The sequence below is a fragment of the Streptomyces sp. TSRI0107 genome (assembly GCF_001905845.1).
In the GTDB taxonomy this organism is placed as follows: Bacteria; Actinomycetota; Actinomycetes; order Streptomycetales; family Streptomycetaceae; genus Streptomyces.
Genome location: NZ_LIVZ01000005.1, coordinates 600,808 through 626,176, shown reverse-complemented (window position 1 = coordinate 626,176; position 25,369 = coordinate 600,808). Strand labels below are relative to the sequence as shown.

Below are 25,369 nucleotides of genomic sequence, written 5' to 3'. Positions count from 1 at the left end.
GAGGAATAGTCCCCTCGCACACAGCGTCCTCGCTGTGTTTTTTCAAAGGAACCTCGACCATCGGTCATCCGATGGACGGGGTATCAACATATCTGGCGTTGACTTTTGGCACGCTGTTGAGTTCTCAAGGAACGGTCGCTTCCTTTGTACTCACCCTCTCGGGCTTTCCTCCGGGCGCTTCCCTTCGGTCTTGCGTTTCCGACTCTATCAGATCTTTTCTCGATCCGATTTCCTCGGTGCTTTCCAGGTTCCCGCTCTCGCGTTTCCCTTTCCGGCGCTTCCGACTTTATCAGAGTTTCTGAGTCGGATTTCCCGCCCCCTTGAGGGGACTGGTTCCGGCGCACGAGGCGGCCGGGTTCCCTCCGGGGCAGGGCCGTAAACGTACTGGAGCGGAGCGCCCCGATGCAAATCGAGGTGCCCCGCTCCGAGTTCGCGCGGACGACCAGGTGTCCGACGGGTCAGACCTCCACGACGACCGGGAGGATCATCGGCCTGCGCCGATAGGAGTCCGAGACCCACTTGCCCAGCGTCCGGCGGATGAGTTGCTGCAGCTGGTGGGGCTCGACCACGCCGTCCTGAGCCGAGCGCTCCAGGGCTTCCGTGATCTTCGGGAGGACCGCGTCGAAGGCGGAGTCCTCGATGCCGGAACCGCGCGCCTGGACGTGCGGGCCGCCGGTGATCTTGCCGGTGGAGGAGTCCACGACGACGAAGACCGAGATGATGCCCTCCTCGCCGAGGATCTTCCGGTCCTTCAGCGCCGGCTCGCCCACGTCGCCGACCGAGAGGCCGTCGACGTAGACGTATCCCGCCTGGACCTTGCCGGAGATCTTGGCCTTGCCCTCGACGAGGTCGACGACCACGCCGTCCTCGGCGATGACGATGCGGTCGTGCGGGACTCCGGTCATGGCGCCCAGCTCGGCGTTGGCGCGCAGGTGGCGCCATTCGCCGTGGACCGGCATCAGGTTCTTCGGGCGGCAGATGTTGTAGAAGTACAGCAGCTCGCCCGCGGACGCGTGGCCGGAAACGTGCACCTTGGCGTTGCCCTTGTGGACGACGTTCGCGCCCCAGCGGGTCAGGCCGTTGATCACGCGGTAGACCGCGTTCTCGTTGCCGGGGATCAGCGACGACGCCAGGATCACCGTGTCGCCGTGGACGATGCGGATCTGGTGGTCCCGGTTCGCCATCCTGGACAGGGCGGCCATCGGTTCGCCCTGGGATCCCGTGCAGACCAGGACCACCTCGTGGTCCGGGAGGTCGTCGAGTGTCTTGACGTCCACGACGAGGCCCGGGGGGACCCGCAGGTAGCCGAGGTCACGGGCGATGCCCATGTTGCGGACCATGGAGCGGCCGACGAAGGCGACCCGGCGGCCGTACTCGTGCGCGGCGTCCAGGATCTGCTGGATGCGGTGGACGTGGCTGGCGAAGCTGGCCACGATGATCCGCTTGCGGGCGCCCGCGAAGACCTGGCGCAGCACGTTGGAGATGTCCCGCTCGTGCGGCGTGAAGCCGGGGACCTCGGCGTTGGTGGAGTCGGTGAGCAGGAGGTCGATGCCCTCCTCGCTCAGCCGCGCGAACGCGTGCAGGTCGGTGAGGCGGTTGTCCAGCGGGAGCTGGTCCATCTTGAAGTCGCCCGTGTGGACCGCCATGCCGGCGGGGGTGCGGATGGCGACCGCCAAGGCGTCCGGGATGGAGTGGTTGACCGCGATGAACTCGCAGTCGAAGGGGCCGATGCGCTCCCGGTGCCCCTCCGCCACCTCGAGGGTGTACGGACGGATGCGGTGCTCCTGGAGCTTGGCCTCGATCAGGGCCAGGGTCAGCTTGGAGCCGATCAGCGGGATGTCCGGCTTCTCGCGAAGGAGGAACGGGACGGCGCCGATGTGGTCCTCGTGGCCGTGGGTGAGGACGATGCCCTCGATGTCGTCGAGACGGTCCCGGATGGACGAGAAGTCCGGGAGGATCAGGTCGATGCCGGGCTGCTCCTCCTCGGGGAAGAGCACGCCGCAGTCGACGATCAGCAGGCGGCCGCCGTACTCGAAGACCGTCATGTTTCGGCCGATCTCGCCGAGGCCGCCGAGCGGGGTGACGCGCAGGCCGCCCTCGGGCAGCGGCGGGGGCGGGCCGAGTTCAGGATGCGGATGACTCAAAAGACTCTCCTCAACCACACGCGCCACGTACCGGTCGGGCACGTGGCGCGCGTGACGTTCGTGCAGAAGCAGTTGTCGTTGTGGGGTGCAGGCACCGGTGGCCTGCGCTATTCAGTTGTGGAGCTTGTTGCTGCGAAGCGTCGGCTCCGCGAAGTCTGATGTCAGAGTTCTACCCCGCCGGCAGCAAGATCGATCTTGAGCTGCTCGATCTCCTGGGGCGTGAGTTCGACCATCGGGGGGCGCAGCGGTCCGCCGGGCAGGCCCTGGAGGGTGAGCGCGGCCTTGGTGGTCATGACGCCCTGGGTGCGGAACATGCCGGTGTAGACCGGGAGCAGCTTCTGGTGGATCTCGGTCGCCTTCTGGACGTCACCGGAGACGAAGGCGTCGACGAGGGCGCGCAGGTCCGGGGTGACCACGTGGCCGACGACGGAGACGAAGCCGACCGCGCCCACGGAGAGCAGCGGGAGGTTCAGCATGTCGTCGCCGGAGTACCAGGCGAGGCCGGACTGGGCGATGGCCCAGCTGGCGCGGCCGAGGTCGCCCTTGGCGTCCTTGTTGGCGACGATCCGCGGGTGCTCGGCGAGCCGGACCAGGGTCTCGGTGTTGATCGGGACGCCGCTGCGGCCGGGGATGTCGTAGAGCATGACCGGCAGCCCGGTGGCGTCGGCGACGGCCTTGAAGTGCCGGTACAGGCCCTCCTGCGGGGGCTTGTTGTAGTACGGCGTGACGACGAGGAGGCCGTGGGCGCCGGTCTTCTCGGCGGCGCGGGCCAGCTCGATGCTGTGGTGGGTGTCGTTGGTGCCGACGCCGGCCACGATGTGGGCCCGGTCGCCGACGGCCTCCAGGACCGCTCGTACGAGGTCCGATTTCTCCGCGTCGCTGGTGGTGGGGGACTCGCCGGTGGTGCCGTTGATGATCAGGCCGTCGTTGCCTGCGTCCACCAGGTGCGTGGCGAGCCGCTGCGCGCCGTCGAGGTCGAGTGCGCCGTCCGCCGTGAAGGGCGTGACCATGGCGGTGAGGACCCGCCCGAAGGGGGTCTGCGGAGTGGAGGTCGGAGCCATGGGTTACACGCTACTCGTTGCTCAAGGCGCGGTCTGCCCTCGGGGGGCGGGATAAGTCCTGACATATGCGGAGCCCGGCACTGCCTGCTCGGGGGTTCAAGCAGTGCCGGGTCCGTTTGATCAGGCTAGATGAACTTCTCTAAATGCCGCAATACGGACACTTCATGCGGCTGACCGTTACGGCGCCACACGTCCGTTCGCGTTGAAGGCGGCGTGGGTGAGCGGCATGAGCCTGGCCCACTCGGCCTCCATGCGCTCACCGACCATCTCGATCTCGCGCTGCGGGAAGGACGGGACCTTGGCCAGCTCGTGCTGGGTGCGCAGGCCGAGGAAGTGCATCAGCGAGCGGGCGTTGCAGGTGGCGTACATCGAGGAGAACAGGCCGACCGGGAGCACCGAGCGGGCGACCTCGCGGGCGACGCCGGCGGCCAGCATCTCCTGGTAGGCCTCGTAGGCCTGCCGGTAGGAGTCCTCCATGACGCGGCCGACCAGTTCCTGCTGGGCCTGGGTGCCCTCGACGAAGCGGTACTTGCCGGGGCGGCCCTCCTGGACCAGCTTGCGGGACTCGTCCGGGACGTAGAAGACCGGCTGGAGCTCCCGGTAGCGGCCGCTCTCCTCGTTGTACGACCAGCCGACGCGGTGCCGCATGAACTCGCGGAAGACGAAGATCGGGGCGCTGATGAAGAACGTCATCGAGTTGTGCTCGAAGGGGCTGCCGTGCCGGTCCCGCATCAGGTAGTTGATCAGGCCCTTGGAGCGCTCCGGGTCCTTGTCCAGCTCGTCCAGGGACTGCTCGCCGATGGTCGAGACGCGGGCGGCGAAGAGCACGTCGGCGTCGGACGCGGTGTGCTTGACCAGTTCGACGGTCACATCACTGCGGAAGCTGGGCTTGAGGTCGTCGGCGGGGGTGTCGGTCACGGCTCGGAGGGTTCCCTTCCATCACTTCTCGGGCGGCGCCCACTCTACGGCCCGCCACTGACAACGGGGCGTTCGGTGCCGGGGCGCGACATTCGCCTGTGAACTTGGTGAAAGAGGGCACCTTCCGGGGCACTCGCGCGTCTGTACCAGAGACAGCCATCCGTACGAACCTCTCAGAGGAGGATGTACTTCCCATGTTCCGTCGGCGCGAGCCCGTACCCTTCGCCTTCGTCGCCGAAGCCGACAGGTTCCGCAGCAATGTCACTCCCCCGCCCCGTGAGCGGGCGTCCCTCGGTGAGGTAGCCGGGCGCTGGCTGATGGGGCTCACGATCGTCGCCGCGCTGGTGGGGTCTCTGGTGGTGGGGATGCCGGCGCTGGAGCTGGATCAGTCGTCCACGCCGGCCCAGCAGTCCCAGGCGTCCGACGGGCGCTGAGCCCCCACTGCCCCGGACGGGCCCCCTAGGGTGGTGAGCCGGGACACAGGTCGATAACCTCACCGGGCACAGCCCACGCCTGGATCGAGTGAGGATTCGCCGTGCCCCTGCCCTTCCTGACGGCCGACCGGGCCCTCGACGCGGCGGACGACGTCGCGTTGCCGTTCGACGACCGCGACCGCTGGCGGCGGCCCTACCGGCCCGGCCCCTGGCGGGTGGGCGCGGCCGCCATCTGGCTGCTGCTCGCCTCGTACGTGCTGTTCGCGGCGGTCATCATCGCCCTGACGGGCACGCCGGCCGCCGCCGGCGCGGTGCTCGGCGTCGCGCTGGTGGTGATCGCCGTGGCGCTGCGGCTGCTGCGCATGGGCGTGTGGGTGAGCGCGCGGGGTCTGCGGCAGGTGGGCTTCCTCGTCACGCGCACGGTGCCCTGGAACCAGGTCTCGGCGGTACGGACGGCGCAGCAGCCGGTGCGCTGGCTGGGACTGCCGCGTACGGTCCAGGGGCAGGCCCTGACCCTCGTACGCGGGGACCGGCCCGCGGCGGATGTGACGCCGCTGATGACCACGCACAACGCCGATTTCCTGGCGCGCGTCGAGGCGTTCGACCGGGCGGCGGACACGGTGGAGGCGTGGGCCGCGGAGTACCGGCACGGCTGAGCCCGGTTTCCGGTCGGTGGATGTGCGAAGGGGCCGGTCCGCGAAGATCGCGGGCCGGCCCCTTCGGCGTACGGCTCAGGCCTGGACGGGCTTGCCGTCGTGCAGGGCGATCGCGCGCTGCATGGCCTTGCGGGCCCGCGGGGTGTCGCGGGCGTCGTGGTAGGCGACGGCGAGGCGGAACCAGGCGCGCCAGTCGTCCGGGGCCGCCTCGGTCTCGGCCCGGCGCCTGGCGAAGACCTCGTCGGCGGAGTCACGGTCGATCCGGCCGCTGGGCATGCGCTTCAGCTCGTCGACGGGCAGGCCGCCCTCGGCGTCGAGTTCCGCGGCGAGGGCGTTGGCCCGGCGGACGAACTGGGTGTTCTTCCACAGGAACCACAGCCCGATGACCGGCAGGATCAGCACCGCGACCCCGAGGGTCACGGTGAGCAGCGTGCCGGCCTGGATGAGCATGACGCCACGGCTGCCGACAAGGAGGAAGTAGAAGACCAGGACGGCGGCCGTGACGGCGTAGGACAGCTTGGCTCGCATGGCTCGGGTCAGCCCAGGTCCAGGAAGTTTTCCAGGCCGAACGTCAGACCCGGGGTGGTCACCACGCGGCGGGCGCCCAGCAGGATGCCCGGCATGAAGCTGCTGTGGTGCAGCGAGTCGTGCCGGATGGTGAGGGTCTCGCCCTCGCCGCCGAGCAGCACCTCCTGGTGGGCCAGCAGGCCGCGCAGACGGACCGCGTGGACGGGGACGCCGTCGACGTCGGCGCCGCGCGCGCCGTCCAGGGCCGTGGCGGTGGCGTCCGGGGCCGGGGCGGTGCCGGCCGCGCGGCGGGCCTCGGCGATGAGCTGGGCGGTGCGCGTGGCGGTGCCGGACGGGGCGTCCACCTTGTTCGGGTGGTGGAGTTCGACGACCTCGACCGACTCGAAGTACGGCGCGGCGATCTGCGCGAACTTCATGGTCAGCACGGCCCCGATGGAGAAATTGGGCGCGATGAGCACACCGGTCTCCGGGGACTCGGCCAGCCAGCCCCTGAGCCGCGCGAGGCGCTCGTCGGTCCAGCCCGTCGTACCGACGACGGCGTGGATGCCGTGCCGTACGCAGAACTCCAGGTTGTCCATCACCGAGTCCGGCGTGGTGAGTTCCACGGCGACCTGGGCGCCGGTCTCGGTCAGCGTCTCCAGCTTGTCGCCGCGGCCGAGGGCTGCCACCAGCTCCACGTCCTCGGCGGCCTCGACCGCCCGTACCGCCTCAGAGCCGATCCGGCCCTTGGCGCCGAGGACCGCCACGCGCAGCTTGCTCATGTCTGTTGCTTCCTTACGGGACTGGGGTGGATCAGGCGACGGCGTCGTGCAGCCGGGCCGCCTGCTTGTCCTTCAGCGGGCCGATGACCGACAGCGAGGGCCGTCGTCCCAGGATGTCGCGGGCGACCGAGCGCACGTCGTCCGGGGTGACCGACGCTATCCGGGCCAGCATGTCGTCGACGGACATCTGCTCGCCCCAGCACAGCTCGCTCTTGCCGATGCGGTTCATCAGGGCGCCGGTGTCCTCCAGGCCGAGGACCGTGGAGCCGCGCAGCTGGCCGATGGCACGGTCGATCTCCTCGTCGGACAGGCCGTGCTCGGCGACGTGGTCGAGCTCGTCGCGGCAGATCTTCAGCACGTCGTGCACCTGCGACGGCCTGCAACCCGCGTACACGCCGAACAGGCCGCAGTCGGCGAAGCCGGAGGTGTACGAGTACACGCTGTAGGCCAGGCCGCGCTTCTCGCGGACCTCCTGGAAGAGCCGCGAGGACATGCCGCCGCCGAGGGCGGTGTTCAGCACGCCCATGGCCCAGCGGCGGTCGTCCGTGCGGGACAGGCCGGGCATGCCGAGGACGACGTGCGCCTGCTCGGTCTTGCGGCCGAGCAGTTCGACGCGGCCCGCGGTGCGCAGGACGCGCTGTCCGCCGCGCGGGGCGATCGGCTCGGCGGCCGGGTCGCTGAGCGCGCCGGCCTTCTCGAAGGCGGCGCGGACCTGTCGTACGACCTTGTTGTGGTCGACGTTGCCGGCGCAGGCGACCACCAGGTGGGTGGGGTCGTAGTGCTTCTTGTAGAAGCGGCGGATGCGGTCGGCGGTGAGGGCGTTGACCGTGTCGACGGTGCCGAGGACCGGGCGGCCGAGGGGGTTGTCGCCGAACATGGTGTGCGCGAACAGGTCGTGCACACAGTCGCCCGGGTCGTCCTCGGTCATCGCGATCTCTTCGAGGATGGCGCCGCGCTCGACGTTGACGTCCTCCTCGAGGATCAGCGAGCCGGTCAGCATGTCGCAGACGACGTCGATGGCGAGCGGCAGGTCGGTGTCGAGCACGCGCGCGTAGTAGCACGTGTACTCCTTGGCCGTGAACGCGTTCATCTCGCCGCCGACGGCGTCGACGGCCGAGGAGATGTCCAGCGCGGTCCTGCGCGAGGTGCCCTTGAAGAGCAGGTGCTCGAGGTAGTGCGTGGCGCCGTTCAGGGCCGGGGTCTCGTCGCGGGAGCCGACGTGCGCCCAGATGCCGAAGGTCGCCGAGCGGACCGACGGCAGGGTCTCGGTGACGACGCGCAGACCGCCCGGGAGGGTGGTCTTGCGGACGGTGCCGATGCCGTTGGTGCCCTTGATCAGGGTTTGGGTACGGGCGACGGCCCGCGCCTCCGAAGAGGTGCGGGCCGTCGCCTTGGAGCCACGGGACGTCACTGGTCGGTGTCGTCCTTCGCCTCGTCGCCGGAGCCGTCGGACTCGCCCTCGCCCTCGACCACGGGGACGAGGGAGAGCTTGCCGCGGGAGTCGATCTCGGCGATCTCGACCTGGACCTTCTGGCCCACGCCGAGGACGTCCTCGACGTTCTCCACGCGCTTGCCGCCGGCCAGCTTGCGGATCTGCGAGATGTGCAGCAGGCCGTCCTTGCCGGGCAGCAGGGAGACGAAGGCACCGAAGGTGGTGGTCTTCACGACCGTGCCCAGGTACCGCTCGCCGACCTCGGGCATCGTCGGGTTGGCGATGCCGTTGATCGTGGCGCGGGCGGCCTCGGCGGACGGGCCGTCGGCGGCGCCGATGTAGATCGTGCCGTCGTCCTCGATGGTGATCTCGGCGCCCGTGTCCTCCTGGATCTGGTTGATCATCTTGCCCTTGGGGCCGATGACCTCACCGATCTTGTCGACCGGGATCTTCACGGTGATGATCCGCGGCGCGTTCGGGGACATCTCGTCGGGCCGGTCGATGGCCTCCATCATCACGTCGAGGATGTGGAGACGCGCGTCGCGGGCCTGCTTCAGGGCGGCGGCCAGGACGGAGGCCGGGATGCCGTCCAGCTTGGTGTCGAGCTGGAGGGCGGTCACGAACTCCTTGGTGCCGGCGACCTTGAAGTCCATGTCGCCGAAGGCGTCCTCCGCACCGAGGATGTCGGTGAGGGTGACGTAGTGCGTCTCGCCCTCGATCTCCTGGGAGATCAGGCCCATGGCGATACCGGCGACGGGGGCCTTCAGCGGCACACCGGCGTTCAGCAGCGACATGGTGGAGGCGCAGACCGAGCCCATGGACGTCGAGCCGTTCGAGCTGAGCGCCTCGGACACCTGGCGGATCGCGTAGGGGAACTCCTCGCGCGTCGGCAGCACCGGCACGAGCGCGCGCTCGGCGAGGGCGCCGTGGCCGATCTCGCGGCGCTTCGGGGAGCCGACGCGGCCGGTCTCACCGGTGGAGTACGGCGGGAAGTTGTAGTTGTGCATGTAGCGCTTGCGGGTCACCGGGGAGAGGGTGTCCAGCTGCTGCTCCATGCGGAGCATGTTCAGGGTGGTGACGCCCAGGATCTGGGTCTCGCCACGCTCGAACACGGCCGAGCCGTGAACCCGCGGGATGGCCTCGACCTCGGCGGCCAGCGTGCGGATGTCGGTGACACCGCGGCCGTCGATGCGCACCTTCTCCTTGATCACACGCTCGCGGACCAGCTGCTTGGTCAGCGAGCGGTACGCGGCGGAGATCTCCTTCTCGCGGCCCTCGAACTCCGGCAGGAGCTTCTCGGCGGCGAGGCCCTTGACACGGTCCAGCTCGGCCTCGCGCTCCTGCTTGCCGGCGATGGTGAGCGCCTGGGCGAGCTCGGGCTTGACGGCGGCCGTCAGGGCCTCCAGGACGTCGTCCTGGTAGTCGAGGAAGATCGGGAACTCGGCGGTCGGCTTGGCGGCCTTCGCGGCGAGGTCCGACTGGGCCTTGCAGAGCACCTTGATGAAGGGCTTCGCGGCGTCCAGACCGGCGGCGACGACCTCCTCGGTGGGCGCCTCGGCGCCGCCCTCGACCAGCTTGATGGTCTTCTCGGTGGCCTCGGCCTCGACCATCATGATCGCGACGTCGCCGTCCTCCAGGACGCGGCCCGCGACGACCATGTCGAAGACGGCGTCCTCGAGCTCGGTGTGCGTCGGGAAGGCCACCCACTGGCCGCGGATCAGCGCGACGCGGACGCCGCCGATCGGGCCGGAGAAGGGCAGACCGGCCAGCTGCGTCGACGCGGACGCGGCGTTGATCGCCACGACGTCGTACAGGTGGTCGGGGTTGAGGGCCATGATCGTGGCGACGACCTGGATCTCGTTGCGCAGGCCCTTCTTGAAGGACGGGCGCAGCGGGCGGTCGATCAGACGGCAGGTGAGGATGGCGTCCTCGGAGGGACGGCCCTCACGGCGGAAGAAGCTGCCGGGGATCTTGCCGGCGGCGTACATCCGCTCCTCGACGTCCACCGTCAGCGGGAAGAAGTCGAGCTGGTCCTTGGGGTTCTTGGATGCGGTGGTGGCCGACAGCACCATGGTGTCGTCGTCCAGGTACGCGACGGCGGAACCGGCGGCCTGCTTGGCCAGGCGGCCCGTCTCGAAGCGGATGGTACGGGTGCCGAAGGTGCCGTTGTCGATGACGGCTTCGGCGTAGTGGGTCTCGTTCTCCACTAGCGTTTTCTCCTCGTCTTCGTCCCTGCTGCCCGTGTGGCAGTGGGACGGTCGCGGAGCTGCGCGCCGTGCTGTGCGGGCCGGTCTTCGATCGAAGCCCTCGGGGCTCGCTTCCCCCCGGGGGCCACTACCGAGGACCGGCGGCGGCGTGGTGCGCTACTCCTCAATCTTGTCGTGCTGTGTCGTACGTCATGCGTTGTGCTACCACACTACAAAGGTGCGGTGACACTCCGCACGTACAGCAAAGGGAGCGGCCCCCTCGAACGGGAACCGCTCCCTTCACGGCGTCTTACTTGGCGCCCGCCGCACCACGGCGGATGCCGAGGCGGTCGACCAGCGCACGGAAGCGCTGGATGTCCTTCTTGGCGAGGTACTGCAGCAGGCGGCGGCGCTGACCGACGAGGATCAGCAGGCCGCGGCGGGAGTGGTGGTCGTGCTTGTGGGTCTTCAGGTGCTCGGTCAGGTCGGAGATCCGACGGGACAGCAGAGCGACCTGGACCTCGGGGGAGCCGGTGTCACCCTCCTTGGTACCGAACTCGGAGATGATCTGCTTCTTCGTGGCGGCGTCGAGCGACACGCGTACTCCTCATGGGTCTGTGAGTGGCCACCGAGTGCCCCCGGTCTACATCTCGGGGGAGCTTCCGTTACTCGGGAGGCGGGGATCCGCTGGGCGCGGCCTCCAGAGCAGGGCTCCGGGGGCGCGTACACAAACGGCCGTCACTCAGGGTACCAGCACGTGGACGGCGCCCGTCGCGGGGTCCGGGAACCCACCGGTCGGCGGGGTCGCGGCCACTAGGGTGAGCCGTCGGATCGTACGCGAGCAGCACGCGGGGAAGGGGTCGCTGAGGCATGGCGGAGACGGAAGCGGAGATCAAGGCGCGCAAGGAGCGGGAGCGGGACGAGCTCTACGCGCTCGACATCTCCGGCGTCGAGTGGCACGGCGCGCCGGGCACCGAGGAGCACGAGGAGCGGGTCGAGATCGCCTACCTGCCCGGCGGCGCGGTGGCGATGCGGTCGTCGCTCGACCCCGACACCGTGCTGCGGTACACCGAGGCGGAGTGGCGGGCGTTCGTGCTGGGGGCGCGGGACGGGGAGTTCGACCTGGAGCCCAGCCCCGGGGAGTAGGGGGTACGCGCGCGTGGGCCGTGTCCGAAGCCCACGCGCGCGTACGCCGTCGTTCTACGGCTGCCTTTTGGCAGCGTCGCTCTCGACGCCCAGGGCCAGCCACACCCATGCCTTGCCGCTTCCGGACGGGAGCTCGGCCGCTCGGGCGCCGAAGAAGAGGCGGCCGTCCTGGACGACGGTGTCGGCCAGCGACAGGGAGGTCAGGGGCGTGCCTTCGGCGGGCAGGTCGAAGTAGAGGTACGGGGTCTCCGCGCCGGTCTTCGGGTCGAGGCTGACCAGGCCCATCGGGGAGATGTCGTCGCTGCTCGTGCGCAGCGCGAGGAGCTGGTCGCCGCTCATCCGCAGGGGGCGGAGCAGGGCGTCCCGGCCGGATTCGAACTTCTTGACGGAGTTGCCCGTGACCAGGTCGAAGCCGACGATCCAGTTGGCGTTCTTGATGATGTCGCCCTGTTCCTTGCTGGTCAGGAACACCTGCCCGGCGCCGACCACGACGGACGGGCACTCGTCGGCGGCGAGGTAGTCGAGCTCGTCGGTGCACTCGGCGACGTACGCGCCGCCTTGCAGCGGGACGGTGGTGCGGTACTTGCCACGCTCGTCCAGCGAGATGATCTCGGTGATGTCGATGTCGCCGGCCGAGGTGGCGAGGACGACGGGGGCGGCGGAGACGATCCGGACGTCGCCGACGCCGGCGACGGGCTCGTACGTCCACTTGGCCGCGCCGGTCCTCGGGTCGAGTCCGCGTACCTCGAACGTGCCACCGTCGCCGTCCGCCTGACGGCAGGAGTACCGGACGACGAGGGCACGGCCGCCGCCCGCGCCGCTGGAGTGGCAGTTCTCGCCCGGCTTCGCCCGCCAGCGCAGTTTGCCGCCGTCCATGTCGTACGCGTCCGTGCCGCCGCCCCAGGTGACCGCGACGGTGGCGTGCGTCAGGGTGACGCCCGGCTTCTCCTGGCCGACGGCGTCGTCGGGGGTGTCGGCGCCGGTCCCGGAGACGGGGAAGTCGGACTGCCACACCAGCTTGCCGTCGTCGAGGTCGACGAAGGCGACGTGGTTGCAGAGGGAGTCCTTGTCCCCGCTGTCGCGGAAGAGGACGGCGGTTCGGTTCTCGACGGTGACATGGCGGGTCTTGCCGCAGATCGGGCCGCCGAGCCGGAGCTTCCAGGCCTCGTCGCCGACGGCCGCGTCCGTGCCCATCTTCAGGCCGATGAGGGTCTGGTTGACGCCCCGGGCGAGGATCTTGTCCGTGGCCCACAGGCCGGGCAGCTCGTAGCGCTCGCCGGGGCCCATGTCGTCGGCGGAGAACCGGACGGCCATGACGCCCCGGGGGCTTGCCGGGCGCCGCTCGACGGTCTCGCGGACGTCGAGCCTGTCCTGGCCGGCCGCGGCCGCGGGCTTGGGGTCCTCGGGCGCCGTCTCGGGCCACCACAGCCACGCGGCGGCGGACGCCGCCAGCACCGCGACCGCGACGACGGCGGTGAGCAGGATCGTACGGCGCTTCCTGCGCTGCCGGTCGGCCGTCACGGACTGGGTGAACACGGACGGAGGCGGGCCGAAGCTCACGCTGGGTGATCCCTTCGCTGGTCGTCGCGGGCGGCGGCTCAGTTGCCGGCCATGGACCGCGCGGACGCGTACACGTCGAACACGGCGAGGGCCAGCGGGACCAGCGTCAGCAGGACGAACGTCTCGGCGATCTCCGTGAAGCGTCCCCAGAAGGGGGTGACGCCGCTGCGCGGGGCGATCAGACCGATCGCGGTCAGCAGGGCGGCGGTCGCGGCGATCGCGGCGGCGAGCCACACCGAGCGGATGTCGAGGCCGGTGGTGTCGCCCTGGAGGGCGTCGCGCAGGAACTCCACGGGCGGGTTCAGGGCGAGCCCGAGGCCGAGGAAGACGAGGGCGGCGAGACCGGCGGCGAGCGTGGCGCCGACCTGCGCGGTGTACCGGAACAGGTGGGCGCGCATCAGCATGGCGATGCCGGTGGCGAGGGCGAGGAGCTGCGCCCACACGTTGTCGGAGAAGCCGAGGACGATGGACGCGCCGACCGTGACGAGCGCGCAGCCGCCGACGAGGCCGACGAGGAGTTCGTGACCGCGGCGGACCTGGGCGGCGATGCGCTGGGCGTCGACGGGCTCGTGCTGGGCGGTGGGCTCCTCGGTGGTGTAGCCGCGGCCGGGGTTCGGCGGTTCGAAGCCGATGGGCAGCCGGGCGAAGCGCATGGACAGGCCGGGCAAGAACGCGAGGGCGCAGACCGCGAGCGGCGCGCAGACGGCGGCCGTCTCGATGGGCTTCAGATGCGTGAGCATCGCGACGAACGTGGTCAGCAGGCCGATCGTGGCGGCGAACACGAACGCCACGAAGGGGCCGTCGCCGCTGGGCGACACCAGCGTGAGGACCAGTGCGGCGACGAGGACGGCCGCGCACGCGAGCAGGAACTGCAGGCGTCCGATGCCCTGGCCCTCCGACAGCGGGAGCAGTCCGGAGCCGGCCACGGCGATGTTCGGCAGGGCGCCCAGACCCAGGGCGACGGCCGAGCCGCGGTCGTCGTAGACCCGGGCGCGGACGCACGCGATGGTGACCAGCAGGACGCCGGTGACGGCGGCCAGGATGCCCTGGAGGCTGTTCATGTCGTGGCGGATCTCCGAGCTCCACACCACGAACGCGAGCAGCGCGGGCAGGACTCCGCCGGCGACCAGGCCGGCGGCGCGGGTGAGGGTGCCGCTCCACAGGGTGCGGTCCTCGGTCACGGCGGAGGCGACCGCCTCGGAGACGTCGTCGTGCACCGCGGGCGGCAGCGACTCGGCGAACGGACGCAGCGTCAGCAGCTCGCCGTCCAGGATGCGCTGGGCCGCGAACGAACGGGAGCCGTCGAGGACGGTGCCGTCCCGGCGCACGAGGTGGTAGCCGACCGGGGCGCCCTCGGCGGGGCTCTGCCGGGAGAGCCGCAGGATCTCCGGGTAGAGATCGGCGACTGACACGTCGTCGGGCAGCGCCACGTCGATACGGCTGTCCGGTGCCACGATGGTGACTCGGCAGAACCCGAACCCGGTGCCGGCCCCGGAAGGGGCTCCGGTGCCCGCTCCGCCGGTCGCGCCGGTCGGCGCGGAGGCCGTCATGCTCACCTGCTGTTCCCCCTCGTCGGTGGTACGGCGTTCGCGCCGTCGAGCGCGCGATCGCCTGTAACGATCCTGTGTAGGTTGTGCGCTGCCGCCCGTGCCGCCGGTCGCACGCGCCGTGCTGCCCGGGTTCAGGCGGCGGGCACTCACCACGAACAGTGCGGAATGTCTGGTTTTCTGGCGCCCGATTCGCAACTGCTCACACGTCTCACGGGCACCCTACCGCCCACCGTTGTCAGTGGTTGTCAGTAGGATCGCGCTTCGCGATCGACGTTCGCCGGACACGGGGCGGCGCACGGAACGGTCGGTCCGGCAAGGGAATTGGTGCGAAGTGAGCCACATCGTCGTCAAGCGCCCACCGAGGGCTCTGCCGCGGGAAGTGCCCACGAACGAGGTCGTCTTGCAACCGCCGCCGGAGCTGCCGCGCGGGGAGCGGGAAGGCGCCCTGATGCAGCTTCTGCCCATGCTCGGCATGGGCGGGTCCGTGGTGTTCTTCTTCAACCCGCAGGCCCAGCCCTTCATGAAGATCATGGGCATGGTGATGATCGCCTCCACCATCGCGATGGGCATCGCGATGCTGATCCGCTACCGGCGGGGCAGCCAGGGGCAGATCGCCGACATCCGCCGCGACTACCTGCGGTACCTGTCGCAGACCCGGCGTACGGCGCAGAAGACCGCCAAGACGCAGCGCGACGCCCAGTACTACCTGCACCCTTCGCCGGAGCAACTGTGGGCGCTGGTCGCCGAGGGCAGCCGGGTGTGGGAACGCCGGGCCGGCGACGAGGACTTCGGGCAGGTGCGCGTGGGCCTCGGCGCGCAGTCTCTGGCCACCCCGCTGCTCCCGCCGGAGACCGCGCCGGTGGACCAGCTGGAGCCGCTGACGGCGGGCGCCATGCAGCGCTTCCTGGCCACGCACAGCACCCTCGAGGACCTGCCGATGGCGGTCTCGCTGCGGGCCTTCTACCACGTGTCGATCAGCGGTGAGCCGGTCACCGTGCGCGGCGCCGCCCGCGCGGTGACGGGCGCCCTGGCCTCGCTGCACTCCCCCGAGGACCTCGTCATCGCCGTCGCCACCGGGCGGGAGTCCGCGCCCGAGTGGGAGTGGGCGAAGTGGCTGCCGCACGTACAGGCCAGGGGCGAGGCGGACGGCGCCGGCAGCCTGCGTCTGATCACCACGAACCCCATCGAGCTGGAGGACCTGCTGGGCGCCCGGCTCCAGGGCCGCCCGCGCTTCCACCCGAGCGCGCCGCCGGTGCCCGAACAGCCGCACCTGGTGGTCGTCCTGGACGGTGTCTCCCTGCCGCCGACCTCGCTGCTCGCCAGCCCGGAGGGGCTGCAGGGCGTGACGGTCCTGGAGGTCGTGCCCGGCGAACTCACCACCGGACGCGGCGACCTGTCCATCGTCGTGCACCCGCGCGAGCTGCGCCTGGAGTCGGCGCACGGCATGGTCTACGAGGGCACCCCGGACGTCCTGTCCTACGAGGCGGCGGAGGCGCTCGCCCGGCAGCTGGCGCCGCTGCGCATGGCCTCCGGCGGGGACGACGACGAACCGCTGCTGGCCAACCTGGAGTTCACCGATCTGCTGAACCTCGGGGACGCGGCCACCGTCGACCCGCGGCGCACCTGGCGGCCGCGTTCGCAGTCCGAGCGGCTGCGGGTGCCGATCGGTGTCGGCGAGGACGGGCGGCCCGTGATGCTCGACCTGAAGGAGGCGGCGCAGGAGGGCATGGGCCCGCACGGCCTGTGCGTCGGCGCGACCGGTTCCGGCAAGTCGGAGCTGCTGCGCACGCTGGTCCTCGGTCTCGCGGTCACCCACTCCTCCGAGACGCTGAACTTCGTCCTCGCCGACTTCAAGGGCGGTGCGACGTTCGCGGGCATGTCCCAGATGCCGCACGTGGCCGCGGTCATCACCAACCTCGCCGACGACCTGACCCTCGTCGACCGCATGGGCGACTCGATCCGCGGTGAGCTCAACCGCCGCCAGGAGATGCTGCGCGACGCGGGCAACTACGCCAACATCCACGCCTACGAGAAGGCCCGCGCGGCCGGTGCCGCGCTCCAGCCGATCCCCTCGCTCGTCCTCGTCATCGACGAGTTCAGCGAACTGCTCACCGCCAAGCCGGACTTCATCGAGATGTTCGTGCAGATCGGCCGTATCGGCCGGTCGCTGGGCGTGCACCTGCTGCTGGCCTCGCAGCGCCTGGAGGAAGGCCGGCTGCGCGGCCTGGAGACCTACCTCTCCTACCGGATCGGTCTGCGCACCTTCTCGGCGGCCGAGTCGCGTGCCGCGATCGGCGTCCCGGACGCCTACGAGCTGCCGAACGTGCCGGGTTCAGGTTTCCTGAAGTACGGCACGGACGAGATGGTCCGCTTCAAGGCGGCGTACGTCTCCGGCGTGTACCGCTCCAGCGCCCAGCAGGCCGCGTCGTACGGCGGCCCGCTCCCGGTGGACCGCCGGCCCGTGCTGTTCACGGCGGCGCCGGTGCCCGTGCAGTACGTGGCGGTGCCGCAGCAGCGGCAGGAGGAGGAGCCCGACCAGACCGACGACGCGCTCGCCGACACCGTGCTCGACGTGATCGTGCGGCGGCTGGAGGCGCAGGGCCCGGCGGCCCACCAGGTGTGGCTGCCGCCGCTGGACAGCCCGCCGTCGCTGGACTCCCTGCTGCCCGGCCTGGCCGCCGTGCCCGGCCGTGGCCTCACCCAGCCCGGGTACGAGGGCGCGGGCCGGCTCGTCATCCCCGTCGGCATCGTCGACAAGCCGTACGAGCAGCGCCGTGACCCGCTGTGGACCGACTTCGGCGGCGCGGCTGGCCACATGCAGATCCTCGGCGGTCCGCAGTCCGGCAAGTCGACCCTGCTGCGCTCGATCGTCGCCTCGTTCGCGCTCACCCACACCCCGCAGGAAGTCCAGTTCTACGGCCTGGACTTCGGTGGTGGCGGTCTGGCGTCCGTGGCGGGCCTGCCGCACGTCGGCGGCGTCGCCTCACGCCTCGACCCGGAGAAGGTCCGGCGTACGGTCGCCGAGGTGTACGGCATCATGACCCGCCGCGAGGAGTACTTCCGCACCTCGGGCATCTCCTCGATCGCCGAGTTCCGCGCCCGCCGCGCCCGCGGCGACATCTCCACGACCGACCAGCCGTGGGGCGACGTCTTCCTGGCCATCGACGGCTGGGGCAACTTCCGCCAGGACTACGACGGTCTCGAACCGGCGGTCCTGGACATCGCGGCGCGCGGCCTCGGCTACGGCATGCACCTGATCCTCACCGCGTCGCGCTCCATGGAGGTCCGCTCCAACCTCAAGGACCACCTGATGAACCGCCTGGAGCTGCGGCTCGGCGACCCCATGGACTCCGAGTTCGACCGCAAGGTCGCGGCGAACGTGCCGACCGGCGTCCCGGGCCGCGGCCAGACCCCGCAGCGGCAGCACTTCATGGCGGCGGTACCCCGCATAGACGGTCTGTCCTCCGACACCGACCTGGCCGAGGCGACGCAGGCGCTCGCCGCGGAGGTCTCCCGGCACTGGCAGCAGCCGGGTGCCCCGGAGGTACGGCTGCTGCCGCGCGAGTTCCCCGCGCAGCAGCTCCCGCCGGGCAACCGCTTCCCCAACCGCGGCGTCGCCTTCGGCCTCGACGAGGACAACCTCGAGCCGGTGTTCGTCGACTTCGAGCAGGACCCGTTCTTCCTCGTCTTCGGCGAGAGCGAGTCCGGCAAGTCGAACCTGCTCAAGCTGCTCATCCAGCGGATCACCGAGCGCTACGACGGCAACGAGGCGAAGCTCTTCGTGGTCGACAACCGGCGTTCGCTGCTCGGCGTGACCCCGGACTCGCATCTGGCGGAGTACATCCCCATGTCCAACCAGATGCAGCACCACATGGACGCGCTGGTCAACCTGATGCAGCGCCGCACGCCGACCGCCGACGTCACCCCCGAGCAGCTGCGCGACCGCAGCTGGTGGCAGGGCCCCACGGTGTACATCGTCATCGACGACTACGACCTGGTGTCCACGTCCAGCGGCAACCCGCTGGCCGGCCTCACGGAGATGCTCCCGTTCGCCCGGGACGTCGGCGTCCGCTTCATCATCGCCCGCTCCACCGCGGGCGCGGGCCGCGCGGCCTACGAGCCGTTCATGCAGCGCATGAAGGAACTCGGCGCCCAGGGCGTGGTCCTCGCCGGCGACTCCGGCGAGGGCGATCTGCTGGGCGGCGTACGGCCGCGCCCGATGCCCGCGGGCCGGGGCGTGTTCGTGTCGCGGAAGCGGGGGAAGCCGTTGGTTCAGGTGGGGTTGGTGGCGGATCCGCTTCGGTGAGGTCGTCGCCGGTTCGGCTTCGGGGTCGCTCTGCTTCGGTGGGGCGGCCCCGTTGCCGTTGGGCGGGGGTCAGAAGACGGGGAGGGCGTGGAGCGAGGCGCCGTGCCTGACGAAAGCCCTGTTGCCGCCGACCGCCAGGTCCTTCCGCTCGGCCTCGGGCAGTTCGTAGGTCCAGCCGGGAAAGCCGTCCTCCACGTTCACCGCGTGCACACTGGTGTCGATCGAGTCGTCGATCATCCACACACCGGTTCCCTGGACGAGGAGACGGCCGGCAGCCATGCCGTCACGCCTGGAACTCCATATCTTGGCACCGTCGCCGACGAGACGCCGTTCCGGGAACATGCCGCCCGTCGAGTAGACGGAGCCCTCATGGACGGTCACCGGTCCCCATTCGGCGGGGATGTCGTACATGTCGGTGGTCCGCTGCGACCAGACCTCGGTGCCGTCCGACGCCTTCCACGCGCTCAGCGTCCTGCCGTTGACGTACACGGTCTCACCGTCGACGGCAGGTACGATCGCCGCCTTCTCGGCCTGGTCGCGCCGCTCCCAGGCGAAGCGCCCGTCCTCCGACGCCAGGGCCAGGACATGGCCGTCCGTGGTCGGGAGCACCAGACGGCCGCCGCCCGGCACCGCCTTTTTGGAGAGTTTGCCGCGATGCGCCGCCGGGAGCTTCGCCGTCCAGCGGATCGTGGCGTCCGAGCGCCGCACACCGCGTACCCGGCCGTCTTCCGTCAGGACGTACACGAGCTCCTTGTCCGCGGCCAGCAGGGCCTTCGCGCCGACGTCCGCGGTCCATCTGGGCTCACCGGTCGACGGCACGAAGGTCACCAGCGTCCCCTTCGTGTCGATGGCGGCGATCAGCTGATCGGACAGCGACAGATACTCGCCGGACAGCAGACCCGACCGCTCCCAGCGCCGCTTGCCGTCGACGACGTTGTGGGCCGCGACACCTCCGAACGCTCCGATGACGACGACGTCCCGCACAGGCAGCGGAGCGGGGGATTCGGAGTCCACCACCGTGTCGACGCTCCACAGTGCCTTCGGGGACCCGTCGACGATGTAGTCACCCGCATCCGCGTCGAGCAGACGGGCCTGCGGTGTCCGCACGGCGTCCGGCAGGGAGAACAGGGCCTCTCGCGCTTCCTTGCGTGACTTCTCCTGGAGCTGCCACCACCCCGTCGCGGCGCCGCCCACGGTCAGTACGGCGCCGCCGGCGGCCAGGCCGGTGAGCAGTCGGCGTCGGGACACACCGGGGGAAGCGGTGGCCGTGGCGGGGGCGTCGGGCACCGGCGGCGCGGCGAGCCTCCGCATGCGGCTCTCACGGTCCTTGATCTCCTCCGCCCACGGACCGCCCATCCACACTCGCTTGCCGCTCTTGGGAGCGCCGAACGCCGCGGCGATCTGTCCGAGGCCCGGTCGTGCGGCCTCTTCCTTGGCGAGGCAGGGCGCGATCAGAGCGTGCAGGTGAGGCGGCAGTCCGTGCCACTGCGGCTCACCGTGGACCACCTCGTACTGCACCGCGGCCACGTGGCCGCCCTGGAAGGCGCGCTGCCCGGTCGCCGCGTAGACGAGGACGGCACCCAGGGAGAACACGTCCGCGGCGGGCGTCACCCGCCGGCCCAGGACCTGCTCGGGGGCGCCGTACCCCGGTGTGACCGGGACCTGACCGGTGGTGGTGAGCGTCAGCCCGTGCTCGGGGCGCGCGATGCCGAAGTCGATGAGCCGCGGCCCGGTCGCCGTCAGGACGATGTTCTGGGGCTTGAGGTCGCGGTGGATGAACCCGGCGGTGTGGACGTCCGTCAGCGTGCGGGCGATCGACGTGGCCAGGGCACGCAGCCTCTCCTCGTCGAGCGGGCCGTACTTGTCGACCGCCTCGTCCAGCGTGAGTCCGGCGAGGAACTCGGTGGCGATCCAGGGCCGCCCGCCCTCGGTCTGGGCCCCCAGCACCGCCGCCACGCCGGGACTGCGGACCGCCTTGGCCGCGAGCGCCTCCCGGACGAAGCGCTGGGACAGGTTCTGGTCGTGGGCGAGTTCCGGTCGGAGCACCTTCACCGCGGCGACGGCTCCGGCCCGGTCCTGGCCGACGTAGACCTTGCCCATGCCGCCCTCGCCGAGCACGCCGAGCAGGCGGTACGGCCCGAGGCGGAGGGGGTCGCCGGTGCCCAGGGGTTTCATCGCTGATCAGCCTTCTGTCGGGATCGGGGTCGTCGGGTCCGGTGGCCGCTTACTCCAAGTGGCCGCTTACTCCAAGGGGAAGGCGGCGAGGAACTTGCCGCCGAGCGCGACGGTCACCTCTGCCTTCTCATGAGCGACGAAACGGTCGCCGGTGGTCCCGTAGGAGCGAGTGGGTGTACGGGACGAGAGATCGATCGCCCAGAGTTCCGAGGACCGCCTGCTGTAGACGTGGTCGGTCCCGATGACGGGGGCCGCCGTCAGGTCCGCCTTCGCTCCCCCGCCGCCTTTCTCCTCCCAGGTGACCCGTCCACTGCCGGCGTCCACCGCGACCAGGCCGAGGCCCTTCTCGACGGCGTACACCACACCGTCCTTGACGGCCGGAAGGCCATAGGTGCGACCGGGGCGTTCCGTCGAGGAGTCCCACACCTGGCTGCCGTCGCTCAGCCGGAGTGCCTGGAGGCGGCCGGTGCCCAGGTAGAGGTTGCGGGAGTCGGCCGCGAGGGGCTGCCGCAGGCGGTCCGGTGACCGGCCGTCGAGCGGCTTCTCCCAGCGGACGGCACCCGTGCGGGTGTCATGGACGACGACGCGCACCTTGCCGTCGTTGGTCTCCCGCAGCGCCACCAGATGGCGGCCCACGACACGAGCCGTGAGGAAGTACAGGCGCTCCGATCCGTCCGCACGGCCGGGCAGCGGCACGGTCCACAGCCGCTTTCCGGTGCCGAGGTCGACGGCGAGCAGGAACCAGGACTGCGACGCCCGGAAATAGACATCGTGCTTGCCCCGGCCCGCCGCGACGTACGCGACGCCGTCGGCCGTGCACAGGAGCTGGTCATAGAGCATGGCGCCGTTGAGATCCGTGAACGACGCGAAGGTTTCCCCGGCCTTGCCGGTCGCGGGGTTCAGGGACACGAGCATCATCGGAGGCCCGCCGGCCTTGCCCTCCTCCTCGTCGGCCCCCTCCGCGAGCCGCACGATCCGCTCGCCGTCCGTCGCCACGATCCACGGTGGCTCGGAGTTCCCCGTCGTCCACCGGACGTCCCCTGTAGTGGCGTCGATTCCGGCCAGCCCCGAGCCTGTCACCACGCTGACCAGGTCCCGTACGACGAGCGGCTCGGCCGGATGGTCGTACGCCGGGTCGGAGATCTGCCGCTGCCAGATCGAGTCGAGGTCCTTGGTGGGCAGCACGCTGTTGCTCGGGCCGACGACGGGTGGAGCCGGTTCCGAAGCCGGCCGCCGGCTCCACGCCCAGGCTCCCGCGCCGGCGGCCACCGCGGCCACCGTCAGGCCGCTGCCCGCCAGCAGCAGTCGCCGCCGGGACATCACTGCGGGCTCCGGCGCGTCACCTGCCTCCTCAGGAGACGGGGCGGGGAGCCGCTGCGGGGTGATGTGCCAGACCTCGGTCGCGCGACGGGCGATCTCCGCGAGCAGCGCATCGGGGAGATGGCCGGCGAAGTGACCGGTGCCGTCGTGGAGCCGGGCGGCCAGTTCGGCGGTGGTCGGTCGCTGGAAAGGGTTCTTGTCCAGGCACTGCGCCAGGACGGGAACGAGAGCGGCGGGTACGCCGGTGAGGTCCGGGTCGGCGTACCGGACCCGGTAGAGCAGGTCCTGGGTCTGGCCGTGACCGAACGGCGCCCGCCCGGTGGCCGCGAAGACGAGCACTCCGGCGAGCGCGAAGACGTCTCCCGCCGCGTCGTGGTCCTGCCCGGTCGCCTGCTCCGGGGACATGAAGGCCGGCGTGCCGACCGCGGCGCCGACCCGGGTGAGCCGGTCGTCGCCGATGGCCCGCGCGATGCCGAAGTCGATGAGCTTCGGCCCGTAGGCGGTGACCAGGATGTTGGACGGCTTGAGATCGCGGTGGACGACTTCCGAGCCGTGCAGCCGGCCGAGCGCCGAGCACAGGGCGGCGCCCAGCGCGCGTACGGCCTCCTCGGGCAGCGGCCCCGAGGTCTCGACGGCCTCGTCCAGCGGCGGCCCGAGTACGTACTCCGTGGCCAGCCAGGGCGTGGGGGCGAGCGGATCGGCGTCCACCACCCGTGCGCCGAACTCGCCGCCGATGACCCTGGCCGCGTCGGCTTCCAGCCGGAAGCGGGTACGGGCGGCCGGATCGGCGGCGATGGCGGCGTGCATGGTCTTGAGCGCGACCGTACGCCCGCCGGCGGAGCGTGCCGCGTACACGGTCCCCATGCCGCCGCTGCCCAGCCGGGCGATGAGCCGGTAGGGGCCTAGGGCGACGGGGTCGTCGTGGGTGAGGGGGAGGGGCATGGGCTTCTTGTTCGTCAGTGGCCGGGGGTCCGTCAGTGGCCGGGGAGGGCGACGGCGGGGGCCGGGGCGCGGGGCTGCGGAGGCAGCTGGATCTCCGCGGAGAGCACGGCCGCCGACTGATGGGCGAGGGCGGCGACGACCGGTGCAGGCAGCCAGCCGGGGGTGAGCAGTGCCTCGGCTCGGGTCCCGGGACTGGAGTCTGCCGGAACCTGCACACCATGTTCCGCCAACACCTCGATGAGTTCCACGAGTTGCGGCCGGTGGGCGGGATCACGGGCCAGGCAGCGCGGAACGATCGAGCGGAGTACCGGGGGCAGTTCCTCCCGGGCGGGTGCCGTGTGACCGGTGGCGGCGTAGGCGAGGGTCGCGCCCAGGGCGTAGACGTCGCCCATGGGCCGCGGTTGGCCACCGGCCGCCTGCTCGGGCGGAAGGCTGCCGGCGTCCAGCCCGGGCACCTCACGGCGGGGCGTCCCGTCCGGGGCGGCCGCGCGAACGGCTCCGAAGCAGGTGAGCCGGGGGCCGTCCGCGGCGAGGAGGACGGCGGCGGGGCAGATGCCCGCGTGGGCCAGCTGCTGCCCGTGCAGAACGGCCAGGGTCTCGGCCAGTGCGACTCCCAGGGCACGCACGGTGCGTTCGGGCAGGGTCCCCCCGTACACGGAGAGCGCGGTGGGGAGCGGAAGGGCGGGAAGATAGGGCCGGGCGTGCCAGGGCCGGTCGCCGTGGGCGGCCAGTTCGGTGGTCGGGAGGATCCAGGGACCGACCAGGTAGCGGGCGGTGTCGGCCTCGGTCATGAACCGCTGTGCGTCCGTGGTGGCCAAGGGCGTGCCGACCAGGACGGTGCGGTCTCCGTCGGGGCTGCGGGCGATGAAGCGGTGCTCGGGCGGGGCGGCGCCCGGGGCGGTGCTTCCGCTGTCCAGTCGGGTGACGACGGTGTACGGACCGATCTGTCGCTGTTTCCGCATCTGCCCCGTCACCTCCCCCGCTCCTGCCGCAACCGCAGGACCGCGATTCCCGTGGTGGCGAGACCGATGACCGTGGCCGCGGCGGAGAGGGAGAGCCAGAGGGGGTGGTAGTGGTTGCGGAACGGTGTCGCCGATGCCTCGACGACCGACGCCTCCGCCGAGGACCGGTCCGCGTCGTCGTCCGGTGCAGACGAGTTCTCCGCGGCGGAGTCGGCCAGCAGGTCGCCGCCGTTCTCCTTCGCGAGCGGGTCGACGTCCGCGGGACCGGGGTCGTAATCGGCGTTCTCCAGGACCTTGCGGGGGCGCACGAGTCCATAGCCCGCATACCGGCTCGGGTCGTCCTTCGCCCACGAGCGGCCGGCCGTGTCGATCAGCGACCGGGTGACCTGGTTCACCGTCCAGTCGGGGTGCGCGGACCAGATCAGCGCGGCCGAGGCGGAGGCGAGGGCGGCGGCCGTCCGTGTGTCCGGTTCGCCGACGCAGTAGGAGCGGAAGGTCTCGTCACACCAGCGCGGGATCTTCTCGCCGGGTGCCGCCAGGTCGGCGTACCCCTGTGCGGTGCCCTTCGACACCGTGCCGGAGGAATCGCTGGACGTCACTCCCACCACGTAGGGACGGTCGGAGGGAAAACCGACTTTCCGCTCCTCTCCGATCCCGACGGACGCGATCACCAACTTGCCTTTGGAGGCCGCGTATTCGATCGCTGCCTCATCGTTGCCGGTGACCCACTTCCAGGTGAGCGACAAGTTGATGATCTTCGCATCCGTGTCGGCTGCCGCCGTGATGGCATCCGAGAGGTCGGGGGTCTTCTCCTGCTCCTTCGCCCCGACTTGCAAGGCGTCCAGCTCTACTCGGTACGGAACGATCTTGGCGCCGGGTGCCAGACCCTTCAGGCCGCCTCCCGCTCCCGTACCCGCGATCAACTCGGCCACGGTGGTGCCGTCGCCGGTGTAGTCGTCGGTGGTGCGGTAATCCACGGCCTCGGGGACCTCGTCGACGAGGACCTGCCCTTTCAGCGAAGGCGTGTCGGCGTTGACGCCGGTGTCGATGACGGCGACCTTGACGCCCTCTCCCGTGCTGACCTTCCACATCCGCTCGGCCTGCATCGGCTTCAGATACCACTGCTTCGACTGGGCGTCGGCCGCGGCTGCGTTCGGGGCGAGTCCCGTGGTCGTGGTGACGACCACGGCCAGGGCCCCCACCAGAGCGCCGCCCGCGGCACGCACGCGCCGGCCCCTCTCTGACGTCATGGTGTTCCTCGCCCCGTTCCGTGCACAACAGCAGGGTG

At 70.9% G+C, this 25,369-nt stretch carries 18 protein-coding genes; 4 read left to right on the top strand and 14 right to left on the bottom strand.

Translation table 11 applies throughout. The features are described from left to right. Nucleotides 1–458: 458 nt before the first annotated feature. From AMK31_RS16515 to thyX, 3 genes are all read right to left on the bottom strand, one after another. Entirely contained in the window at nucleotides 459–2,144 is a 1,686-nt protein-coding gene (locus AMK31_RS16515; protein ID WP_073941273.1) for a ribonuclease J, read from the bottom strand. A 161-nt stretch (nucleotides 2,145–2,305) separates the two neighbouring features. Next, nucleotides 2,306–3,205: a 4-hydroxy-tetrahydrodipicolinate synthase gene (gene dapA / locus AMK31_RS16510; RefSeq protein ID WP_073941272.1), complete on the bottom strand. Its 900-nt coding sequence runs from the start codon at nucleotides 3,203–3,205 to the stop codon at nucleotides 2,306–2,308. A gap of 177 nt (nucleotides 3,206–3,382) precedes the next feature. Further along, nucleotides 3,383–4,123, bottom strand: a complete 741-nt coding sequence (thyX, locus tag AMK31_RS16505; protein ID WP_073941271.1) for an FAD-dependent thymidylate synthase — start codon at nucleotides 4,121–4,123, stop codon at nucleotides 3,383–3,385. Nucleotides 4,124–4,317: 194 nt separating this feature from the next. On the opposite strand from thyX, the gene AMK31_RS16500 reads away from it, so the two are divergent. Both AMK31_RS16500 and AMK31_RS16495 read left to right on the top strand, forming a co-directional pair. Continuing rightward, nucleotides 4,318–4,557 (top strand): hypothetical protein, encoded by a 240-nt coding sequence (locus AMK31_RS16500; protein WP_073941270.1) that lies wholly within the window; start codon nucleotides 4,318–4,320, stop codon nucleotides 4,555–4,557. Between the two features lie 101 nt (nucleotides 4,558–4,658). Further along, nucleotides 4,659–5,213 (top strand): hypothetical protein, encoded by a 555-nt coding sequence (locus tag AMK31_RS16495; protein ID WP_073941269.1) that lies wholly within the window; start codon nucleotides 4,659–4,661, stop codon nucleotides 5,211–5,213. Between the two features lie 75 nt (nucleotides 5,214–5,288). Here the strand turns inward: AMK31_RS16495 and AMK31_RS16490 are convergent, their stop codons facing one another. The 5 genes from AMK31_RS16490 to rpsO form a co-directional block, all read right to left on the bottom strand. Continuing rightward, a complete protein-coding gene (locus AMK31_RS16490) occupies nucleotides 5,289–5,741 on the bottom strand; it encodes a tetratricopeptide repeat protein (protein ID WP_073941268.1) in 453 nt (150 codons plus the stop codon). 8 nt (nucleotides 5,742–5,749) lie between these two features. Then, nucleotides 5,750–6,502 (bottom strand): 4-hydroxy-tetrahydrodipicolinate reductase, encoded by a 753-nt coding sequence (dapB, locus tag AMK31_RS16485; RefSeq protein ID WP_073941267.1) that lies wholly within the window; start codon nucleotides 6,500–6,502, stop codon nucleotides 5,750–5,752. A 31-nt stretch (nucleotides 6,503–6,533) separates the two neighbouring features. Next, the gene (locus AMK31_RS16480) at nucleotides 6,534–7,913 is read right to left on the bottom strand and encodes a M16 family metallopeptidase (RefSeq protein ID WP_073941266.1); all 1,380 of its coding nucleotides are present in this window, start codon (nucleotides 7,911–7,913) and stop codon (nucleotides 6,534–6,536) included. Beyond that, entirely contained in the window at nucleotides 7,910–10,141 is a 2,232-nt protein-coding gene (locus tag AMK31_RS16475; RefSeq protein WP_073941265.1) for a polyribonucleotide nucleotidyltransferase, read from the bottom strand. Before AMK31_RS16475 ends, AMK31_RS16480 begins: the two co-directional genes overlap by 4 nt. Nucleotides 10,142–10,430: 289 nt before the next feature. After that, nucleotides 10,431–10,718, bottom strand: coding sequence for a 30S ribosomal protein S15 (rpsO, locus tag AMK31_RS16470; protein WP_004982702.1), 288 nt, complete (start codon nucleotides 10,716–10,718; stop codon nucleotides 10,431–10,433). Nucleotides 10,719–10,990: 272 nt separating this feature from the next. On the opposite strand from rpsO, the gene AMK31_RS16465 reads away from it, so the two are divergent. After that, nucleotides 10,991–11,266 carry a DUF397 domain-containing protein gene (locus AMK31_RS16465; protein WP_073941264.1) on the top strand — a complete coding sequence of 92 codons (276 nt, stop codon included), beginning with the start codon at nucleotides 10,991–10,993 and terminating at the stop codon, nucleotides 11,264–11,266. Between the two features lie 54 nt (nucleotides 11,267–11,320). Here the strand turns inward: AMK31_RS16465 and AMK31_RS16460 are convergent, their stop codons facing one another. Both AMK31_RS16460 and eccD read right to left on the bottom strand, forming a co-directional pair. After that, the gene (locus AMK31_RS16460) at nucleotides 11,321–12,826 is read right to left on the bottom strand and encodes an outer membrane protein assembly factor BamB family protein (RefSeq protein WP_073941263.1); all 1,506 of its coding nucleotides are present in this window, start codon (nucleotides 12,824–12,826) and stop codon (nucleotides 11,321–11,323) included. Nucleotides 12,827–12,864: 38 nt separating this feature from the next. Beyond that, nucleotides 12,865–14,376 (bottom strand): type VII secretion integral membrane protein EccD, encoded by a 1,512-nt coding sequence (gene eccD / locus AMK31_RS16455; protein ID WP_073941301.1) that lies wholly within the window; start codon nucleotides 14,374–14,376, stop codon nucleotides 12,865–12,867. A 331-nt stretch (nucleotides 14,377–14,707) separates the two neighbouring features. On the opposite strand from eccD, the gene eccCa reads away from it, so the two are divergent. Further along, a complete protein-coding gene (gene eccCa / locus AMK31_RS16450; protein ID WP_073941262.1) occupies nucleotides 14,708–18,682 on the top strand; it encodes a type VII secretion protein EccCa in 3,975 nt (1,324 codons plus the stop codon). Between the two features lie 69 nt (nucleotides 18,683–18,751). Here eccCa and AMK31_RS16445 read toward each other — a convergent pair whose 3' ends face one another. From AMK31_RS16445 to AMK31_RS16430, 4 genes are all read right to left on the bottom strand, one after another. Beyond that, the gene (locus AMK31_RS16445) at nucleotides 18,752–20,857 is read right to left on the bottom strand and encodes a serine/threonine-protein kinase (protein ID WP_073941261.1); all 2,106 of its coding nucleotides are present in this window, start codon (nucleotides 20,855–20,857) and stop codon (nucleotides 18,752–18,754) included. Nucleotides 20,858–20,923: 66 nt separating this feature from the next. Further along, a complete protein-coding gene (locus AMK31_RS16440; RefSeq protein WP_073941260.1) occupies nucleotides 20,924–23,119 on the bottom strand; it encodes a protein kinase domain-containing protein in 2,196 nt (731 codons plus the stop codon). A 32-nt stretch (nucleotides 23,120–23,151) separates the two neighbouring features. After that, nucleotides 23,152–24,081, bottom strand: a complete 930-nt coding sequence (locus AMK31_RS16435; RefSeq protein WP_073941300.1) for a serine/threonine protein kinase — start codon at nucleotides 24,079–24,081, stop codon at nucleotides 23,152–23,154. A gap of 8 nt (nucleotides 24,082–24,089) precedes the next feature. After that, on the bottom strand, nucleotides 24,090–25,331 hold the full coding sequence (locus AMK31_RS16430) for a S8 family serine peptidase (RefSeq protein ID WP_079186847.1): 1,242 nt from the start codon (nucleotides 25,329–25,331) through the stop codon (nucleotides 24,090–24,092). Nucleotides 25,332–25,369: the final 38 nt, after the last annotated feature.

What these genes read in the sequence shown, in the direction of transcription:
- dapA (WP_073941272.1), bottom strand. Translation starts at nt 3,205, where the DNA reads ATGGCTCCGACCTCCACTCCGCAGACCCCCTTCGGGCGGGTCCTCACC.
- AMK31_RS16500 (WP_073941270.1), top strand. Translation starts at nt 4,318, where the DNA reads ATGTTCCGTCGGCGCGAGCCCGTACCCTTCGCCTTCGTCGCCGAAGCC.
- AMK31_RS16490 (WP_073941268.1), bottom strand. Translation starts at nt 5,741, where the DNA reads ATGCGAGCCAAGCTGTCCTACGCCGTCACGGCCGCCGTCCTGGTCTTC.
- dapB (WP_073941267.1), bottom strand. Translation starts at nt 6,502, where the DNA reads ATGAGCAAGCTGCGCGTGGCGGTCCTCGGCGCCAAGGGCCGGATCGGC.
- AMK31_RS16465 (WP_073941264.1), top strand. Translation starts at nt 10,991, where the DNA reads ATGGCGGAGACGGAAGCGGAGATCAAGGCGCGCAAGGAGCGGGAGCGG.
- eccD (WP_073941301.1), bottom strand. Translation starts at nt 14,376, where the DNA reads ATGACGGCCTCCGCGCCGACCGGCGCGACCGGCGGAGCGGGCACCGGA.
- AMK31_RS16445 (WP_073941261.1), bottom strand. Translation starts at nt 20,857, where the DNA reads ATGAAACCCCTGGGCACCGGCGACCCCCTCCGCCTCGGGCCGTACCGC.
- AMK31_RS16440 (WP_073941260.1), bottom strand. Translation starts at nt 23,119, where the DNA reads ATGCCCCTCCCCCTCACCCACGACGACCCCGTCGCCCTAGGCCCCTAC.
- AMK31_RS16435 (WP_073941300.1), bottom strand. Translation starts at nt 24,081, where the DNA reads ATGCGGAAACAGCGACAGATCGGTCCGTACACCGTCGTCACCCGACTG.
- AMK31_RS16430 (WP_079186847.1), bottom strand. Translation starts at nt 25,331, where the DNA reads ATGACGTCAGAGAGGGGCCGGCGCGTGCGTGCCGCGGGCGGCGCTCTG.